This is a genomic window from Ignavibacteriales bacterium (genome assembly GCA_020635255.1).
Lineage (GTDB): Bacteria > Bacteroidota > Ignavibacteria > Tepidaquicellales > Tepidaquicellaceae > JAEYVS01.
The window spans coordinates 1,215,137-1,234,875 of record JACKAC010000001.1 but is presented as its reverse complement, the minus strand read 5'-3'; the positions used below and the strand labels follow the sequence as shown (position 1 = coordinate 1,234,875).

Sequence of the window (19,739 nt, the reverse complement as noted above, 5' to 3'; positions counted from 1 at the left end):
GAAATTACGATTATAGCTCGTTCTTTAACAAAAGTTTTAGCACAGGATTCGTTTAGTTTAATGTGCTGGTAAGTTTTTTTTGAATTACCATTCGATAACATACATAGGAGAAGTAATTATTGAAAACTAAAACATTGTTATTTTTTGTTTTAGGTGCGCTAATTCTAATCAATCCGGTCAGTAAGCAAAATTTCGAACTTAACGCTAAACCAAAGGATAAAATTGCCGAGTTTACTCAAGAAGGAATAGCATCTTGGTACGGGCCTGGCTTTCATGGTAGAAAAACCGCCAACGGCGAGAGATTTAATACCTATGAACTAACAGCCGCCCACAAGACACTTCCCTTCAACACACTAGTGAGAGTAATAAACCTCGCAAATGATAAATCCGTAGTTGTCAGAATAAATGACAGAGGTCCATACGCAAAAGGCAGGATAATAGATTTATCCAAAGCTGCAAAAGAAGAAATAGGTATGGGTGGTTTAGCAGAAGTCAGACTTGAAGTAGTGACTCAGGAAGAACTCGATGCAGAAAAACAAGCCGAGGAAGAGGAACAACTTGTCCCCGTAAATCTGTTCGAGAATATATTACCTCTTAAATCCAAAGTCTTTGTAGAATACGAAAGACAGGAAGCTGAGGAGGTAAGTAAATTCGGAGAGGAACTTTCCGACGAAGAGTTCAACACTATCTTTAACACCTTCAAAAGGGTTAAGATAAAAGTACTGACACCTAATTCGGAAGACGCTAGCTCTACAATTTATCAAGCAATCGATGAAGAACCCAACACTAACTACTTTGAGGTAACGAACAGGATAAAATTCGTAAAGGGTTATACTTTTGAGATCGCAAAATTCGAAGATAAATTACTTGCTTACGAACTGATTGGAAGATTAGAATCGAATAATTTCGGAACAATCTTTATTGAAGAAATAATTTCCGGTGATGAAACCAGCTATAAAATATTTGTAGGAAACTACAAGGATAAGAGAGAATCGAGGAACGATAAAAAGTTACTCAAGAAGTTAGATTTTCTTCCTAAGCTGGTAGCAATCGGAAGTTGAAAGTAAAAGCCGTCTTAAAGACGGCTTTTTTATTATACTCAACGGAGTGAATTTTCGTAGTCGTAATCATATTTAAAAAACCGTATTCCTTTATAGATCGCATTTGCAATTTCATACTGCCCCTTCTCGGACTTTAAGTAATCGGTATCCTTCTGATTTGTTAAGAATCCACACTCGACCAAAACCGCGGGCATTGAGGCTCCGTACAATACAACGAAAGCATCCTGCTTGACACCATTATTTTTTAACGGTGTCCCCTTCACTATTTCTGTCTTAAGAATATTGGCTAGTCTGTGTGCAACTCTAAGATTTGAACTTTCCATTAATGAGGCAACAAAGAAGTCTGAGACAGCAGATGGTTCAGACCCTTTAAGGTAAACATTTTCCTGTTGCGTCAGTTCAGTAGCTCTTTCTTTACGTACAAGGTCCAGTAGATATAATTCAAATCCCGTCTTTTCTTCGAGATCATCAACTTTCTTGGAATTTGAATGTATACTTACAAATAGATTACCGCCATTTTCATTAGCGATCCGTCCCCTTTCATGAAGTTCTATAAATCTGTCATCATCTCTTGTCATAACCACTTCAACATCATTATAGCCCTGAAGTAAGAGATCTCTTAATTTTAAAGCTACAGGAAGATTGATATCCTTTTCATATGTGCCGTCAATAGCTATGGCACCGGGATCTTTTCCGCCATGTCCTGCATCTATAACAATAGTTTTAATCTCTTTATTTGTCTTACCGGTTTGATCCTCTTCCTGGGATGTCAGATTCCCAAGAAAGAGCATTAAAAATGATACGCTAACCGATATAGTTAAAAAATACTTAAGCATTACTTATAATTTGTAAATTGAACAGCAAAATCGAGATCCGCACCTTTTAACATGGAAATCACATCCTGCAGATCATCTTTAGCCTTACCTGTTACTCTAACTTGTTCATCCTGAATTGCCGCCTGTACTTTTAGCTTAGTATCTTTGATCATTTTAACAATTTTCTTACAGTTCTCCTTGCTTATACCTGATTGTAACGTAATTATTTGTCTGACCGTTCCTCCGCTTGCTGGTTCCACATCATCATATTGGAGTGCTTTTAAGGAAATTCCCCTCTTTATCATTTTGTTCTGAAGTACATCCACTACTGTTTTGAGGGTATATTCGTCTTTCGAGTTTATGGTTATTTTTTTATCATTTTTATTGAGTTCATACGAGCTGCCGGTATCCTTTAGATCATATCTTTGTTGGACCTCTTTTGAAGCCTGATTTACCGCATTATCTATCTCCTGCATGTCAATTTCAGACACAATATCGAATGAGAACTGGTTTGCCATTTAGTAATTTTTAATTTATTGAAAAGCTATATCTTATTATTAAACTTAACGGAAAGATACATTTTTTAAAGATAATTCTTAAGCCAAAAGCTATTATGAGGTTTAAAAATATAGACTTACATAAAAACCTAAATTGAATAAGAGAGTTAATTTATTTATATTACATAATAATTTAATTAAAGTTAATATTATCGGAGAAAAAATATGAACCGCAAAAATAATCTTATTAGCTCACTAGTTATCGTTCTTTTAGTTTTAATAGGAGCATATCTCAGCGGATGCGCATCTGCGGAAACCAACGCTGGAAAGATCGCATTCCAGAATAAAGATTATGAAAAAGCTGCTACTGAATTGAAAATAGGGCTTGAAAAAAATAGCAATGACCCTGAAGGCTGGTATATGCTAGGTGTTTCTCTAATAGAAACAAAAAAATATAAAGAAGGTGGTGAGGCATTAAATAAAAGTTTGTCAATGTCAGACGCTTATGCAACTAACATAGTAAACTACTATATAACAACATTCAATGACGGCATAAATAAATTCAATGCTGCAGCTAAACAATATTCTTCTGATTCTGCCGGTGGAATAAATTCATTTAACAACGCTTCTAATTATTTTATTGCTGCTACTACAATTTTTCCCGATAGTATTGCCGCACAGCAAATGCTTGCTGATACATACGTAATTATAGGAAAAACTGATGATGCTTTGGACATTTATACTCATATTCTAAACAAGAGCAAGAGTAAAGAAGATGCTATACAGATTGCAAAGATATTATACCAATCTGGTATCTCAGCAATGGATAGCAAGAACTATGAAACAGCTGTAAAGCTTTTTGATAAGATCGTTAACATTCAATATTTGCCTCATGACAATCAATATTATGAAGTTGCAGTTTACAATGCGGCACTCGCCAGGGTTAAAATGGCTGAAAAGATAATAGAGGCAGATGGAAGTGCTGATGTTTCAAGTTATATGAATGATATAGTATCGATCCTTGAACCTTTTATTGAATCTTCTACGAATAATGACCTTGTAAAAAGTTCACTGGATATAATCATTGTAGCATACGACGCTCTTAATATGGATGCGAAAAGAGATGCTGCACAGGAAAAAAGAAATTCAATGCAATAGGACTTGAATAACACCTCCACAAATACCGTTTACGTTAAAAAAGAATCCTCCGGATGGAAGTGGTTCTTTGGTATTGTACTGGTTTTAATTTTCATCGGACTTCTTATGGTCGCTGGATCATTCTTGGTATTCTCTTCGGCCGTAACCAATATGGATACCGGTGATTATTACTACGAAACAACCGGAGGTAGTGGTTCGGAAAGGATTGCTGTTGTTGATCTTGATTTTACTATCATCTCCTCAGAGTCTATAGTAAGACAATTCAAAAAGTATGCAAAAGACGATAGAGTAAAAGCGATCATTCTCAGGATAAATTCACCGGGAGGCGGTGTAGCCGCTTCGCAGGAGATGTATGAAATAATAAGAAGAACACGTGACGGCGGTAAGCCCGTAATCGTATCAATGGGATCGATTGCCGCTAGCGGTGGATATTATTCTGCTTGTGGAAGCAGCTATATATTTGCAAATCCTGGTACATTGACCGGAAGCATTGGCGTAATAATCAACCTGATGAGCTTTAAGGAATTAGCTGAGAAGATCGGTATTAAGGAAACAACTATAAAGAGCGGCGAATTAAAAGATGCTGGGAATCCATTTAAGGTCTTAACAGAAAAGGACAGTCTTTATTTTCAGGATATTATAAATAACTCATTTCAGCAGTTTTTCGATGTTGTTGCAACAGAAAGACATATCGACAGGGAAAGGCTAAAAGAGATAGCAAATGGAAGGGTTTTCACTGGCTCACAAGCACTTGAACTGGGGTTAGTGGATAAACTGGGTACATTTGATGATGCTGTTAAGTATGCGGCTGACCTTGTGGGTATTGAAGGCGATCCCCCTTTAGTTAGAGAAAGAAGAAGGAAAGGATTCTTTACATACGTAATCGAGGGACTTACCCATTCTGAATTTGATGATATTAAGCAGGAAGTCAAAGAGGAGTATATAGATGCTCCCCTATTACAATATAAATTTGTAAAATAAACTTAGTAAAATGACCAGAGCTCAAATCGCCGCTAAAATTTCGGAAGCAACCGGATTAAGCAAAAAGGAAACCGAAATAGTAGTTGAAGGGTTTATATCTTGTGTGATAGAAGCCCTTAAAGAAAATGAAACAATAGAGATAAGAGGCTTCGGTACATTCAAAAATAATATAAAGGAACCAAGAATAGCCAGGAATCCAAAGACCGGCGAAAAGATCCAGCTCGGAAAAAGATTTATTCCAATGTTTAAGGTTTCAAAAGAATTTAAAAAAGTAGTACAGGATAGTTTACAATAAAATTTTAGAATAAAAATAATCAATAACCTAATTAGGAGAATTAATTAATGCCTTGTGGTAAAAAGAGAAAGAGAGCCAAGATGGCTACTCACAAAAGAAAGAAAAGACTCAGAAAGAACAGACACAAAAAGAAAATAAGATAAGCTTAAATTACTGCTAAATCTCATAGAGTTTATTTTATCATTGAAACCCGTCGAATGACGGGTTTTTTATTTCTCCCAATGAGTATTTAAGAAAGTCAAAAAATAATTTAGGTCTATTTCAATTTTCCTACTTTCCCAATCTAACTCAAAATCTTTTTCATTTTGTAAAATTTTTGGAAAATTCTCTTCAATAAATGATTTTATCACCTCGTCTTTAGATAACTCATACGCTTTTTTAAAATCCTTTTTTGCAATATTAAGGTTATTTTTTAACAAATTGATTGTCCCACGGATAAAATAGCCTTCATAAAGGTCAGGCTTTAATTCAATTGATCTTTTAACATCTTGATTCGCTTCTTCATATTTTTTTTGAGTAAAATAAATTGTTGCTCTTTGTAAGTACAAAAGAGAATCCTCTGGATTAGATTCAATTTTTACATTTATTTGAGCAAGCGCGGTAATATAACCGAAACTTGACGAAGGCTTTTCTTGTATCTCTTTGGATTCCTCTGATTTCCCTTCAGGCTCTATAACATCTTCTGATTCTGTTAATTTCACCCATCTTTTTAAAAACCTGACTACCTTCTCTTTCCCTAGTATTTGTGCGATCTTTGGTAGTTCGGGACCGTCCTCACTTCCTGTTAACGCTATCCTTATGGGTTTGAATAATTGCTTACCTTTTATACCTGTTTCAGCTTGTACCTCTTTCATCTTTTCTTTGAATGCATCAGGTTCAATTGTATCCATTGCTTCTACCTTTTTTGCCAGTTCTTGGAAAACCGTTTTACTCGTATCTTCCTTCAGTATATCTTCCTGGTGTCCGCCTACCTTTATTTCATCATTATAGAACATTCCAATATGCTCCGGGATTTCATCAAGCTTATTTAAATATACTCTAATCGTATCGAGTACCTCTTTTATTCTTTCCCTGTCGTTGGTATCGACATGTTCATGTTTAAAGAAAGGCATTGCCAGATCGGTCAGTTTATCCAGGTCATATTCTTTTATGTAATGGTTATTCATCCAGTTAAGTTTTTCAACACTGAATACTGCTCCGGATGTCTGTATCCTTTCAAGAGTAAACTTCTCTACTAACTGATCCATTGTAAATAGCTCATCAGATTCCCCTTCTCCCGGATGCCAACCTAGAAGAGCCATAAAGTTAACCAAGGCTTCGGGTAAATATCCCTTTTGCAGATAATCCTCTACAGCAACATCACCCTGTCTCTTACTGAGCTTTGTCTTGTCTGGATTAAGTATAAGAGGACAGTGAACCATCTCAGGGACATCCCAGCCAAATGCTTTATAAAGTATTATATGCTTTGGTACGGACGTGATCCATTCTTCACCGCGTATAATATGAGTTATTCCCATTAGATGATCATCCACGACGTTTGCGAGATGGTACGTAGGAAAACCATCTGATTTAAGAAGTACCTGGTCATCGACCATGTTTGTTTCGATCTTGATCGTTCCTTTAACAATATCATCGAATTTCACCTCTTCATTAAGAGGTACCTTTAGCCTTATAACATATGGTAATTCTTTCTCAAGGTTCGCCTTTACTTCATCCTCTGTTAAATTTCTTCCTCTTCTGTCATACGAAGTCATTCTACCTTCTAGCTTTGCCATCTTACGCATTTCTTCGAGTTCTTCTGAAGTCTCAAAGGCATAGTAAGCATAACCTTTCTCTACTAACTCAAAAGCATACTTTTTATAAATATCAAGCCTCTCCGATTGATAATACGGACCAAAATCACCTCCTTTTACCGGACCTTCATCGTAATCTAAGCCAAGGCTATTCATTGTTTTAATAAGATTTTCAACTGCTCCCTCTACATAACGTGTTTGGTCTGTATCTTCTACTCGAAGTATGAACTTCCCGCCTGTATGACGGGCATACAGAAAATTAAATAAAGCAGTCCTTAAGGATCCTAAATGCAGGTATCCTGTAGGCGACGGTGCAAAACGTACTCTTATATTACTTTTTTCACCCATTAACCTCTTGTATTTTAAAATTTGTTGTATATACTATTTTCCTACACGACTTGCATGTATTTTCTTCCTGAAAGATTGCAAAAGGATCAATTTGAGGTAAAGAATCTCCATTCTCAATTTCTGAGTTAAGATTATCAATTAGCTCCCCAATACACAAACAATGATCCTTTGGTTCAGCTTGTCTATTCAGCAATACATATAAATGACCATCATAATTTAAGACAATAAATTTCTTCCTTGTCTCTAATAATATACTTTTATACTCCTTTACCTTTTCTATTCTTGAATCAATCACAATGATTCGAATTTACTTTACAATTATTACAAATTCACCTTTTAATTTGATCTGGTTCCTTTCTTTTAAAACATCTTTTACTCTTCCTCTGGTTATCTCCTCGAACTTCTTAGTTAATTCTCTGGATATAGAAACTTCCCTGTTTCCCACAAACTTCATCACATCCTCAAGTGTTTTAACCAGCTTATATTTAGATTCAAGAACAACGACCGGCATTTTCACATCTTTTAGCTCCTCAAGAGTACTTTGCCTTCCTTTTTTTTGTGGAAGAAACCCCTGGAAATAAAATCGTCCGTAATCGAAACCGGAATATACCAAGGAGGCTGTTATTGAACTCGCTCCGGGAATACTTCTTACTTCTATACCTTCGTCAATACACCTGGAAACAAGCTGACTGCCAGGATCGGAGATACATGGTGTTCCGGCATCGCTTACAAGAGCAATAGCTTTCCCCTCTTTTAACCTTTCAATGATGTCGTCAAGCTTTCTGCTCTCGACCTGTGAGAAATAACTGATCTGTTTCGTGTCTATTCCATATTCCTTCAAAAGAATTCCGGTTACCCTAGTATCTTCTGAAGCTATCAGATCGACATTTTTAAGAACATATAATGCTCTGAATGAAATATCATCCAGGTTCCCTATCGGTGTAGCGACTACATAGAGGCATCCCATGCCGATATTAAGCGACGGGAATTTCTCATTTATATATCCATCGATATTACCTCTATCCTCAAACATTATTTCTTTCCGGGACCGGTCATATTTTCAGGCTTAAGAACAACGTCGAGTTGTTCCTTTGAAAGTAAACCTTTTTCGAGAACAAGGTTATAAACGGAATTATTTGTTTTTAAAGCTTCTTTTGCAATTGACGATGATGCCTCATAGCCTATTATTGGAACAAGAACCGTACATAATCCAATACTATTCTCAACATAACCCATACAAACATCACGATTTGCAGTAATGCCTTTTATGCATTTCTCGGTAAGTGTATCTGTCGCATTTTTTAATATCGATATTGTATCAAACAGCCTAAACGCTATCACCGGCTCCATGACATTGAGTTCCAGCTGTCCCGCTTCGCACGCCATTGTAATAGTAAGATCGTTTCCTATTACCTGGAATGCTACCTGATTAACCACTTCCGGTATAACAGGGTTTACTTTACCCGGCATGATTGATGATCCGGGCTGCATCGGCGGCAGATTGATTTCATTCAAACCGGCTCTGGGTCCCGATGACAATAATCGCAGGTCATTACATATTTTAGATATCTTTACGGCATATCTTTTAAAAACTCCACTTATATGAATAAAAACTCCTGTATCTTGTGTCGCTTCAACCAGATTCTCCGCTGCGACCAGGGGAAGTTTAGTCTCATTCCTGAGTATCTCTGAAACAACCTCCGAATAAGTATCAGGTGTATTGATCTGTGTACCTATAGCAGTAGCGCCCATATTTATCTCGCTTATCAGCCTCATTACATATGTTATCCTGTCCATATCTTCGCCTATCGTCACGGCGTATGCACCAAATTCCTGCCCTAACGTCATTGGTACAGCGTCCTGGAGCTGTGTCCTTCCCATTTTCAGAACGTCATCGAATTCATTTTCTTTTCCTTTGAGAGCATCTATAAACCTCTGTATAGATTTCAGCAATTCTTCTGTCATAAAGTAGGTTGCTATCCTGATCGAAGTCGGGTAAACATCATTAGTAGATTGCGAAAGGTTTACGTGATTGTTTGGATGTATGTATTCATAGTCACCTTTCTTTCTTCCAGCATATTCAAGCGCAATATTTGCAATGACCTCGTTCGCGTTCATATTTGTCGATGTTCCTGCACCACCCTGCATCATATCAACAATAAATTGATCATGATATTTTCCTGAAATAATATCATCACATGCCTTTACTATTGCGTCACTTCGCTCTTTATCCAGTACACCAAGAATTGTATTTGCCATTGCGGCAGCCTTTTTGGTATATGCAAGAGCAATTATAAATAGCGGGAATTCACTTAATTTCCTTCCGGTGATCTCGAAATTATCCCTGCCGCGAAGGCTTTGGATTCCATAATATGCACTATCGGGAATATTTGCTTCACCAAGAAAATCATGCTCTACTCTGTATGACTCAGTGTTATTATCCAATTATTGAGCTAAATTTTGTTAATTAAATTAAATAACAAATATAATTATATTAATTTAATTAAGAATTATACTAATAATTCCCAGAAATGATAGTAATCGGTAAAAATCCTGTATATGAGATCCTTGTGACGACTCCAAAAGAGCTTAACAAGATAGTTCTCTTAAAGACACTAAAACCCGAGCCAAAACTTAAAAAGATAGTTAAACTGGCAGAGGAGAATGGTATTAATCTAATGATGCTTAACCGTTTTGGGTTCGAGAAATTTTTTAATAGGAACAACAAAAAAGAAGGAATTTCGCAGGGAGTTATCGGATTTATCAAAGACTTCGAATATACCCCGTTAAAAGAAATTATTGACGGTATAAAAGACCATGGGATTATTAATCCGGTAATAGTTTTAATGGATGAAATAACCGACCCTCATAATATGGGTGCGATCATACGTTCTGCCGTATGTCTGGGCGCTGATGGAATCGTAATACCCCGCCACAACTCAGCAGAAGTTAACCATACTGTTTTCAAATCCTCTTCCGGGGCAGTAAATCATATCCAGATAGCAAAGGAAACGAACCTTGCCCATAGTATCGAATACCTGAAGAAGAATGGATACTGGATAGCCGGAACAGATCTCAAGGCTGATAAAACCATCTTCGAAACCGACCTCAAAATGCCGCTTGGGCTGGTTATCGGAAGTGAAGGAACGGGTATGCGAGACCTCATCCGTAAAAATTGTGATCTTTTATTACGCATACCTATGGCAGGCAAACTAGATTCGCTCAATGCTTCCGTATCAGCAGGAGTGTTTCTATATGAAATATTCAGACAGAAAAATATGTGATAAGTCTATGAGCTTTGAAGTTCTTCAGTGTTTTGTTGCCCTGAATATTGACTTAAATAATCATTTACTTTTTTGATAAGCCAGCCATCACGTGTACTTTCTACCCTTGTACTTAGACTTCTTAGAGCATATTCATTATAGCTTATCCTGAGTTTCGTAAGCTCATTAAGACATTTTAAAAAATCATACCTTAACTCTTTAAAATTTGCGGGTATTAATACAGTGTTTCGGAGAAAATGTTTAAAAGAATCGATTTGAGAAAACACTTCCTCAAACAACTCAAGCTCGTACGAACTCTTTAAAGTTATGGTCTTTAGATCCATCTTAAAATAAAGATTCTCTTTGTCTGAATTCAGTAATCCGCTAAAGACGGTCCTTTTTTCATATTCGAGAACCTTTTCGTATTCGTCTTTTTCATAGTACAATACTGCGCAGGAATAGTTATACAAAGTATCTTTTACAGCCGGATTTACTTTTTCTATTCCTATTTCTATAAACTTCTCCATTATATCTGTAGATTCAGTTCTCCTACACAGTATAAGAACATTTCTAAAAGTTATAAGATCTAAATATCCTTTCGGACTAATTGTATATACCTGTTTATCAACAACTTCAAACCAGTGATTAAGATACTCTACATCATAACTTCTTACACCGTTTCGAAAATTCATTTCATACAATAATGAAACCAGTTCATATATTCGGAATTTATCCTTATGGTGAAGAGCATCTTTCCTGTTTTTAAACTCCATCCGTAATTCATCAAATTTGCTCGTATCATTAATGTCTTCGATACTCACAAGAAAAAGAGAATACAACTTTATAATATCAGAACTTTCGTTTTCACGAAAATTATTATATAAGAAATCCAATAGATCTTTATAAACACTAATATCATAATTGGTAACAACATTCGCGCTTTGTAGATACCAAGGTAAAAACGCGTTCATCATATTTAACGAAGAAAATTTCTCTTTGGTTTTTAACTCATTGGCAATATTATATGAATCATCCATGGGAAATTTAGTGCAATAGGAACGAAGTTCATAATAGAATGTTAGATTTTCCAATTTCGAAAACTCATTAAGATTTGATTTTTCGATATGCTTTTTAAATTTTATCAGTTTATTTATAAATATTTCAGTAACATTTCTTTCATGAAGACTCTCTAACATATTTCTGTGAAAACCCGGTGATTCTTCATATTTAAGATAGCTTATGAAATTTTCTGCAAGTTTTGTAAGATCGTGGATTAAATTTTTCATTACCCCGTAGTTATATGGTTTACCGGGGTAGATCTTTTCCCAGATCATTTCTTTTTCAAGTGAATCATCGATAAACTCCGGTCCCTTTTTCCGTATCACATCGAACAACCTTACTACCATAGATTTTTTGTTGTGAAAGGGTGAGATTAAAAAATCCCTGAATTCTTCCATCTCATTCTTGGAAAAAGATCTGAGAATTTTTAAAACAGAACTTTTTTTCATTGGTGTATAAATGAAGGTTTTTAGCTAGGAAGCCTCAAAATTGTTTGAAATTCAACTAAAAATGTTTTTCTCCGGAAGGTTATAAGATGAAATCCGGCTAAAAGTTTCTTTGACCTGTGGAATATTTCTTTCTACTTTTACACAGCTCAAGAAAATGTGAGTAATCATCCAGCTTTTATGAGTGCATTCATAGAAGCTTTAAAGGCATCGCCGGTATGCCGGATGGTTGCTCCATAATTTAATTCTCAACTCAATATAAAATTATATTTAAAATTATGAAATCAATAAAATATACTCTGGTTTTTATATTTTTAATAATATTCAAAGTAACTTTATACTCTCAATCCGATAAAACAGCCGGTTCAGATACATCCCTAATCGAATTGATATCCAACTCTACGGAGGTTGACTTAAGCAGGAAAAACCTTACAGAAATCCCTGATTATATATACACCAATAAAAACTTATACTATCTGAATTTAAGTAATAATTCCATAACCGAAGTTTCCTCTAAAATTGAAAACCTAAATAATCTTAGGGTATTAGACCTTACTGGAAACGATATTTATTATTTACCTGAAGAGCTAAATAAATTAAAATTTTTAAAAGAACTTTATCTCGATTATGATGACTGGCATTGGAATATTTCCCAATTAAAAAAGCTCACCAGAGCCAGGATAATTTTAAAATAAATTTTTTTGTTCTCTTCAATGTTATTTATTGCCCATTTATAACATTGATACTCCGGCGCTTCTTTCTGATGAAAGAAGCGCTTTTGCATAAATTAATTACCCCTTGGTATTTAGGTCTCAGCAGACATATTTCTTTGGAGATATACCGGGGAGAAAAACATAAACGTTTAAGCCAATTTACCTGCTTTTTCTTTTATCCAGTTTTTAAAAATAAATTCCCGTTCCTGCTCCAGATCAATTCTGAAATCCCCCACATCATTTTTATTTCCCGTAATTATATCGATAAGTCTTTTAAGATATTTTAAATAAAGTCTGTAGTTTTCCTTTGAGGAAGAATTCAGTATCCTGCTCCTATTCAGATAGTGTACATAGCTGTCTATTGCAGAATAAATACTCTCATAGTGCCCCATATCAAAAAGTATTTTTATTTGCAGATCCCTTATTGCAAGTTTATAGAATACATCATCTGTTTCAGGATTACTTACTTTTGCCAGGCAATTAAGAGCTTCATCATACTTTTTTGCCCCGTAATACAATTTTGCTTCACACAGTGAAATAATATTATCCTTCATTCCAGGCTCAAGGAATCCTTTGTTACTCTCCAGGAATTCCCACCCCCAGTCGAACTCCTCTGATTCTATAGCCGAATTAACTATGTTATTAAAATAAACATATGGAAACTCCATCCCCTCTCTTGGTAAATAACCCCTTTCGATCATAGTTTTATAAATTGTCAATTTGTACTTCCGAAATAAAATATTCCCTGTTTTAAGAACACAATAATTCAGAAGTGTCACATAAAGATCGAAAACATCTTCCGATTTAAAATACCTGTCACTTTCATTGAGCAATCTAAGGCAATTTGAAAACAATTCCTCCTTCTCCGGGTATTTGAGAAGTTTGTAAATACTATAATATACCTTTACGAGAGGATGTGATTCAAATTCACTTATAAGGGGTTCAATTATTTCTATCCTGTCGGTCTTATCCTTGAATTCCAATACCGAAGCTCGGTTCATTAAAGTAATATATGTCCTAAGTAAGGATAAAATGGAATTAAGTAATAATAAATTTTCTTCTTCTCGTAGATCTTCTTCTGTTAAGCCATAATTTCCTTTCACAGAGTTTTTAAGTAAAGTAAGCTCGTACATTTTATATAAACCTGTTTCATCTTTTACTTCCTGTTCATTAAGTGTTCTATCGGTATCTTTGATACTTTTCCTAAACGATTTTAACTGTCCCTTCCGGTACATCGCCCTGCTCTCGTTTAATAAAACTCCCAAACGATCACCTTTATATAATTCATAACCTAAGAATGTTTTGCTTATTGACAACATGCGTGAAAAAAGCACCCTCAATCTTGCATCATCGAATTCTTCACCTGTAAATACCTCATTAAAAATATCTTCCTTTTCTATATTAAAATCTGGGAAATGTTTATACAATATGTCATATAGCTTAACAAGATTTTTAAGCTTGTTAAAATACTCCGACTTTACAAATTCACCTAATCGGGTTATTTCTGTCCGATTAAATGATTTTAATAGTAATATCAATTCAGTATTATTCATGATACAATTTACATTATATATATTTAATTTTCTTTCTATAATAACGATTTTTGTAGTTTTCATTTTATTACTGTGATACATTTATAATTATAATTCTTTGTAAAACTAGGCTTTTTAGGTTAATTTGGAAGTGGTTATGGGATAATAACCTAAAACTAATTATATGAAAAAGTTAATTATCCTATTTTTAATTATACTTCCTGCGGGATTGGTAGCCCAGGTATGGACTCAAACTGCTCCACTCTCTTCGCCAACCGATTATATCTATTCGATGGCAGATGACGGTAATGGAAATGTTGTCGCCTCCAGTTGGGCTGTTGGGATTTACAAAACAACTAACAACGGTGTAAACTGGAATACTACTTCTTACATGGTTAGTACTCCCCGTGTATATAAACTAATTTGCGCGCCGAATGGTATATTCTATGCTTTAGCCAATTCTACTTCATCAATCAGACTATATCGATCGACCGATTCAGGAGATAACTGGACTGAAGTTTATAACGAGAGCCGTCCGAATAATTTCGCTCTAGGTGGTGACATTGTTTTTATTGACAGCATGAACTACCTTGCAGGCATGTCATTTACTATAGGACCCACTATTGGTGATATTGCAGCCCGGATTGTAAGATCAACCGACGGCGGTGCAACATGGAATATCGTCACGTTGCTTGGTGCCGGCTTTTTAAATGCAATGGTTTTAGCTGATGATGGGCGTATATACGGAGGAACTTCACTTGGAGGCGTGATCGTATCGACAAATAACGGCGTCAACTGGAGCATAACTTCCTTCACTCCCTATGTAGCAGACATGGATAAAAATTCCGAAGGAGTTTTATATATTGGAACCAGCAATGCCTCCGGGAATTCGGTCTGGAAATCTACTGATAATGGTTCGAGCTGGATCCCGTTAGGTGTAGGCGAAAGTACTGTTGAAGATCTTCACATTGATAATGAAGATAATATTTACGTTAGTAATTCGGGTAATTTATATAGGTCTACCAATGGCGGCAATAATTGGTCGCTATTCGAGACAGGAATTCCATCAGGTCAGACAGTTTATTCAATTACAGGCTCCGAAAGTAATTTTGTCTTTGCCGGTACCGGAAGCAGTGGAGTTTACAGAAACGGTACAGCCACTTCGGTTATACAAACTAATTCCATAGCAAGTAAATTCAAATTAGAACAAAACTATCCTAATCCCTTTAATCCGGTTACTAATATAGAGTTTTCAATACCGGAAAGAGGTCATATTACATTAGAAGTATTTGATATATACGGCCGAAGAGTATCTACCCTTGTGAATGGAGATATGAATGTAGGTAACTACAAAACACTATTTAATGCTGAATCTCAGTCCTCCGGTACGTATTTCTATAGATTAGATTTTAACGGCGAGAATAATACATTTACGGAAACAAAAAAGATGATAGTAATTAAATAATTACTTTACTTTGCTTGGTAGAGGTATGTCGTATTTATTCATAAGCTTATACAGGTGACTGCGCTGTATCTGAAGAGCTTCAGCCGTCTGCGTAACATTATAATCGTAATCATTCAGCATTTTCATCAGAAAGAGCTTCTCTGATTCATTTTGAAAATCATTCAATGACATATTCCTGTTGATCAGATCTGTTAATACTTTAGAGTGCTTTGATCCGGGCATCTCAATGTCGTCCGCGTCTATACTGTCCTTGTTAACAGTAAATATCAGTCTCTCGATAAGATTTCGGAGTTCCCTTACATTACCGGGCCAGCGGAATGTCTTCAATAGTGCCACCGCTTGAGTTGTAAACTTCTTAACCGGAATATTATTCGCCGAACATATCCTTTCCGTAAAGTAATCTATTAGTTGCTCTATATCCCCCGTCCTTTCACGTAGCGGAGGCACATCGATGATCAAGACATGAATCCTATGAAAAAGATCTTCCCGAAATCTACCTTCTTCTATTTCTGTAATAAGATCTTTATTAGAGGAAAATATGAACCTTACATCCAGCTCAACTTCCTTCTCAAAACCCGGTCGTGAGAATTTATTCTCCTCTATAACCTTTAGGATTTTTGCCTGCGAATCAAGAGAGAGATGGGTTATCTCGTCAAAGAATACCGTTCCACCGTTCACTTCTTCTAGTTTTCCGGGTGATACTACTTGCCCACCATCCTCGGTCTTACCAAAAAGCTCCCCGTCGATGTTTGATTCGTTAAGTGAAGCACAGCTAATACTGATGAAGGGTTCTTTTGCTCGTGATGAGAGAAGATGTATCTGTTTTGCAACAAGTTTTTTGCCTGTTCCGCTCTCCCCGGTTATAAGAACATTTGAATTAAGGTTAGCAAATTTATTTATAAGCTCTAATACACTTTCGATTTCCGGGCTGTTACCGACTATCTTGTTGGATTCAATTAATTCCTTACGAAGTTCACTTAACTGGTCTCTAGACTTCTTAAAATCTATCGCATTCTTAATAATTATCTTTAGCTCATGAAGATCAGGAAGAGGTTTTTGAAGGAAGTTATAAGCACCCTTTTTAGTTGCTTCAACTGCGGTTTCGATATTTCCATGCCCCGATATCATTATAACCACAAAATCTCTGCTCATCTCCATTAATCTGTCCAGGACTTCCATTCCATCCATTCTGGGCATTTTTATATCTAGAAGTATAAGATCAAACTTCTCATCTTGAACTTTCTTTAAAGCTGAGGCTCCATCCAGGCATCCATCAACAATATAATTCTCATGGCTCAAAATAAGCTTTAGAGTATCAATAATACTCTGCTCATCATCCACAATTAATATTCTGTCTGGTTTTCCTGAAATTTTACTCATACCTGTAATATAATACGACTAAACATTTTTTTGAGGGATGAAATATCGAACTATAATTCGACTATAGTTACACCTGAGTCCCCTTCCCTAATACCGCCGAGGCGAGACGACTTAACAATGGGATTAGATTTTAAAATACGTGTAACCTCATTTCTTAACTTACCGCTTCCCTTTCCATGAATGATATTTACTTCCTTCATTCCTCCGGCATAAGCATCTGAAAGAAATTTTTCTATATAATTCTCTACTTCATCAGTGTACATACCCCTGAGATCTAGCGAAGTCTTGATTCCTTCCATGCTGATATCCCTTTCAGAATACCTGTTCGTTTCTTTTACTTCCTTTCTGCTAACCTTTTCTAAATCGGATAACTTCGCTTTCAATGTCAATCCATTCGCATTTATCTGCACGTTATTCCCTGAAATCTCCAGCACAAAGCCCGTCGTATTTGTATCTTTCAATCTTACACCGTCACCAACCTCGATTTCGCCTTCGATAACCACTTCTTTCTCTGGCTCTTGAATACCCGATATCTCTTCACTTTTTGTTCTAAATTGCTCTTTTACTTCCTTTGGTGAAAAATCTTTGTTCTCCCGGATTTCTTTTATTGTATTCTCAATAAGCTTATTTGCTTCATCGAGAATATGCTTTGCTTCCTGTTTAGATTTTTTAATTATTTCCTTTGTTTCATGTTCTAATTCATCATTCTTCTTTTGGTACACATTAATTAATCCTGTAAGTCTTGCATTTTCTCTGTCGAATTTACTTTTCAATTCATTATACGACTGCTTATTCTCCGCCAGCTCTTTTAAAAGCTCTTCTAGTTTTGTTTCCGAACTGTCGGCAAACTCATTAGCCATTTTTAAAATATCTTTTGGATAATCGAATTTCGAAGCGATCTCAAAAGTAAAGCTCTGTCCCGGCAGACCGGTCACAAAATTAAAGCTTGGTGACAATGTCTTGTGATCGAACTCTAATGATGCATTTTCAATATTAGGAGTATTGTACGCAAAATTCTTTAACTGCCCAATATGAGTTGTAACAATAGAAATAGCATTCCTATCTGAGAAATTCTTTAATATCGCTGCCGATAATGCACTTCCAAGGTTAGGATCAGTCCCACTGCAGATTTCATCAATAAGAATAAGAGATTTATCATCAGCATTATCTATAATATCCTTCAGGGATCGAAGATGTGAACTAAACGTACTCAGGTCATTTTCAATAGATTGCTCATCACCTATATTAATAAATATCTTATCGTACAATCTCATTGTTGTCCTTTCCGCAACGGGTACAAGCATCCCGGATTGAAACATCAACTGAAGCAGTCCAACCGTCTTGAGTGCAACTGTCTTACCTCCTGCATTAGGACCTGTAACGATCAATGTATTAAACTCATCACCCATTTTCAGATCGAGAGGTACTATCTCATTCTTTTTATGGTTTATTAACAACACCGGATGATACGCTTTAAAAAGATACGTTACTTTTTCATTAAAAAAGGGTTTAATGCTCATACTTTCCGATGCATAGCGTGCCTTCGCATTAAGAAAGTCAAGCTCACCCAATATCTCACAATTTATTTCCAGATTATCTAAATTATCCAAAACCTGCTTTGAAAGCTCCCTCAATATCTTTTCTACTTCACGTTTCTCTTTGAATCCAAGCTCAGCAATGTCATTATTTAGATCGATCGTTTCTCCCGGCTCGATGAAAACCGTAGCTCCTGAAGACGATGTACTGTGAATTATACCGGGTACACTCCTTTTGTTTTCAGCTTTGACCGGTATGACCATTCTCCCGTCCCTCTGAGTAACAATATCTTCCTGGGAATATTCCTTCTCGGAATATGATTTGAGTATTTTCGAAAGAGTCTTTCTTAGACTTTCTTCCTTCTGATTTATCTCTTTCCTGATGCGTCTTAATTCCGCTGAAGCCGAATCTTTTACATTACCGGTTTCATCTATAGTAATATCTATATTATGTTCTAGTATTTTATCGGAAAAAAGCGGTTGAGCAAGCTTTGGAAGAAGTCTGAACTTATCCTCATCATCCCTGCTCTTTGATGAAAAATATTGCTTTATCTTTCTCGATACTCTCAAAAACTCCAGTACCCACAAAAATTCCATGGGTGAAACATAATGCCCTTCCACCTTTAGTTTTTTAAGAACTCCCGATATATCCTTCAATCCAGTAAGATCTATACCACCATCAAAATGGATCAGCTCCTTTGCTTCCCAAACTTTATCAAGCTCTCGCTCAAGTTCACTGGCATCAATGTAAAACTCAATATTCTCAAGCTTTTTTTCACCTAAGCCGGACGTAATGTAGTGCCTTACCCTATCGGCAATAATATTGAATTCTAATTTATCTTTTACTAATACCTGATCCATTATTTTACATTCAGAAATTTCAGATCTTCAAACGTTGATTTTGTAAACGGAAGAACTTTTGCTATAAGACTTAATATCTCCGGAGCAACACCGGCAACAAAGGGATAAAAAAGCGAATTGTCTGCATTCTCTGGTGATATAAAATTGAAATATTTCAAAAATAATAATATAACACTTGCTATTAATAATCCTTGAAGGATTCCAAATATTGCGCCTAAAAATCTATCGACAGATGCAGTAAACTTATTAATCCCTGAAATTTTACGTGCAATATACCCGCCTAAAACATAAAAAAATACAATAACTCCCGCAAAAGCCAAACCATTACCTATCTGAGAAGGTATGCTCAGGGAATTAAACACACTCATTATTTGTGGATGAAAGTTGGTGGCTACGAAAAGTCCAATTACGATTGCACTAAAACCAAGTAGGTTTTTTAAAAAACCACTTGAAAGCCCGATTATGACCGGGACAGCAACTATAATTAAGATTAGAATGTCTAGTTTGCTCAATCAGACCCCCTATTGGATAGGCGGG

At 35.8% G+C, this 19,739-nt stretch carries 17 protein-coding genes; 7 read left to right on the top strand and 10 right to left on the bottom strand.

The features are described from left to right. Positions 1 to 119 precede the first annotated feature (119 nt). Positions 120 to 1,061: a septal ring lytic transglycosylase RlpA family protein gene (locus H6614_05550; protein MCB9243118.1), complete on the top strand. Its 942-nt coding sequence runs from the start codon at positions 120 to 122 to the stop codon at positions 1,059 to 1,061. 38 nt (positions 1,062 to 1,099) lie between these two features. Here H6614_05550 and H6614_05545 read toward each other — a convergent pair whose 3' ends face one another. Both H6614_05545 and H6614_05540 read right to left on the bottom strand, forming a co-directional pair. Next, positions 1,100 to 1,897 carry an N-acetylmuramoyl-L-alanine amidase gene (locus tag H6614_05545; GenBank protein ID MCB9243117.1) on the bottom strand — a complete coding sequence of 266 codons (798 nt, stop codon included), beginning with the start codon at positions 1,895 to 1,897 and terminating at the stop codon, positions 1,100 to 1,102. Then, the gene (locus H6614_05540) at positions 1,897 to 2,394 is read right to left on the bottom strand and encodes a YajQ family cyclic di-GMP-binding protein (protein MCB9243116.1); all 498 of its coding nucleotides are present in this window, start codon (positions 2,392 to 2,394) and stop codon (positions 1,897 to 1,899) included. The genes H6614_05545 and H6614_05540 overlap by 1 nt, the downstream gene beginning before the upstream one ends. Before the next feature lie 204 nt (positions 2,395 to 2,598). Here H6614_05540 and H6614_05535 point away from each other — a divergent pair, with 204 nt between their 5' ends. Genes H6614_05535 through H6614_05525 form a run of 3 tightly spaced genes read left to right on the top strand, consistent with a single transcriptional unit; the run spans position 2,599 to position 4,807 of the window. After that, complete coding sequence (locus tag H6614_05535) at positions 2,599 to 3,531, top strand: tetratricopeptide repeat protein (protein MCB9243115.1); 933 nt, start codon at positions 2,599 to 2,601, stop codon at positions 3,529 to 3,531. A 3-nt stretch (positions 3,532 to 3,534) separates the two neighbouring features. Continuing rightward, complete coding sequence (gene sppA / locus H6614_05530; GenBank protein MCB9243114.1) at positions 3,535 to 4,512, top strand: signal peptide peptidase SppA; 978 nt, start codon at positions 3,535 to 3,537, stop codon at positions 4,510 to 4,512. 10 nt (positions 4,513 to 4,522) lie between these two features. Further along, a complete protein-coding gene (locus H6614_05525; GenBank protein MCB9243113.1) occupies positions 4,523 to 4,807 on the top strand; it encodes an integration host factor subunit beta in 285 nt (94 codons plus the stop codon). A gap of 209 nt (positions 4,808 to 5,016) precedes the next feature. On the opposite strand, the gene H6614_05520 is transcribed toward H6614_05525, so the two are convergent. The 3 genes from H6614_05520 to aspA all read right to left on the bottom strand — a co-directional run bounded on the left by H6614_05520 (position 5,017) and on the right by aspA (position 9,393). Next, positions 5,017 to 6,948 (bottom strand): glutamate--tRNA ligase, encoded by a 1,932-nt coding sequence (locus H6614_05520; GenBank protein ID MCB9243112.1) that lies wholly within the window; start codon positions 6,946 to 6,948, stop codon positions 5,017 to 5,019. Positions 6,949 to 7,255: 307 nt separating this feature from the next. Then, positions 7,256 to 7,915: a 16S rRNA (cytidine(1402)-2'-O)-methyltransferase gene (rsmI, locus tag H6614_05515; GenBank protein ID MCB9243111.1), complete on the bottom strand. Its 660-nt coding sequence runs from the start codon at positions 7,913 to 7,915 to the stop codon at positions 7,256 to 7,258. A gap of 65 nt (positions 7,916 to 7,980) precedes the next feature. Next, complete coding sequence (gene aspA, locus H6614_05510; protein MCB9243110.1) at positions 7,981 to 9,393, bottom strand: aspartate ammonia-lyase; 1,413 nt, start codon at positions 9,391 to 9,393, stop codon at positions 7,981 to 7,983. Positions 9,394 to 9,479: 86 nt separating this feature from the next. Between aspA and rlmB the strand changes: the two genes are divergently transcribed. Next, the gene (gene rlmB / locus H6614_05505; GenBank protein ID MCB9243109.1) at positions 9,480 to 10,232 is read left to right on the top strand and encodes a 23S rRNA (guanosine(2251)-2'-O)-methyltransferase RlmB; all 753 of its coding nucleotides are present in this window, start codon (positions 9,480 to 9,482) and stop codon (positions 10,230 to 10,232) included. Between the two features lie 5 nt (positions 10,233 to 10,237). Here the strand turns inward: rlmB and H6614_05500 are convergent, their stop codons facing one another. Further along, positions 10,238 to 11,719, bottom strand: a complete 1,482-nt coding sequence (locus tag H6614_05500) for a hypothetical protein (protein MCB9243108.1) — start codon at positions 11,717 to 11,719, stop codon at positions 10,238 to 10,240. 275 nt (positions 11,720 to 11,994) lie between these two features. On the opposite strand from H6614_05500, the gene H6614_05495 reads away from it, so the two are divergent. Then, positions 11,995 to 12,411, top strand: coding sequence for a leucine-rich repeat domain-containing protein (locus tag H6614_05495; protein MCB9243107.1), 417 nt, complete (start codon positions 11,995 to 11,997; stop codon positions 12,409 to 12,411). Positions 12,412 to 12,578: 167 nt separating this feature from the next. Here H6614_05495 and H6614_05490 read toward each other — a convergent pair whose 3' ends face one another. Next, positions 12,579 to 14,045 (bottom strand): hypothetical protein, encoded by a 1,467-nt coding sequence (locus H6614_05490; GenBank protein ID MCB9243106.1) that lies wholly within the window; start codon positions 14,043 to 14,045, stop codon positions 12,579 to 12,581. Positions 14,046 to 14,145: 100 nt separating this feature from the next. Here H6614_05490 and H6614_05485 point away from each other — a divergent pair, with 100 nt between their 5' ends. After that, the gene (locus H6614_05485; GenBank protein ID MCB9243105.1) at positions 14,146 to 15,426 is read left to right on the top strand and encodes a T9SS type A sorting domain-containing protein; all 1,281 of its coding nucleotides are present in this window, start codon (positions 14,146 to 14,148) and stop codon (positions 15,424 to 15,426) included. Here the strand turns inward: H6614_05485 and H6614_05480 are convergent, their stop codons facing one another. Genes H6614_05480 through H6614_05470 form a run of 3 tightly spaced genes read right to left on the bottom strand, consistent with a single transcriptional unit; the run spans position 15,427 to position 19,714 of the window. Then, the gene (locus H6614_05480; protein MCB9243104.1) at positions 15,427 to 16,806 is read right to left on the bottom strand and encodes a sigma-54-dependent Fis family transcriptional regulator; all 1,380 of its coding nucleotides are present in this window, start codon (positions 16,804 to 16,806) and stop codon (positions 15,427 to 15,429) included. 50 nt (positions 16,807 to 16,856) lie between these two features. Continuing rightward, a complete protein-coding gene (locus H6614_05475) occupies positions 16,857 to 19,202 on the bottom strand; it encodes an endonuclease MutS2 (protein MCB9243103.1) in 2,346 nt (781 codons plus the stop codon). Next, positions 19,202 to 19,714 carry a CvpA family protein gene (locus H6614_05470; protein MCB9243102.1) on the bottom strand — a complete coding sequence of 171 codons (513 nt, stop codon included), beginning with the start codon at positions 19,712 to 19,714 and terminating at the stop codon, positions 19,202 to 19,204. Before H6614_05470 ends, H6614_05475 begins: the two co-directional genes overlap by 1 nt. Between the last annotated feature and the right edge of the window lie 25 nt (positions 19,715 to 19,739).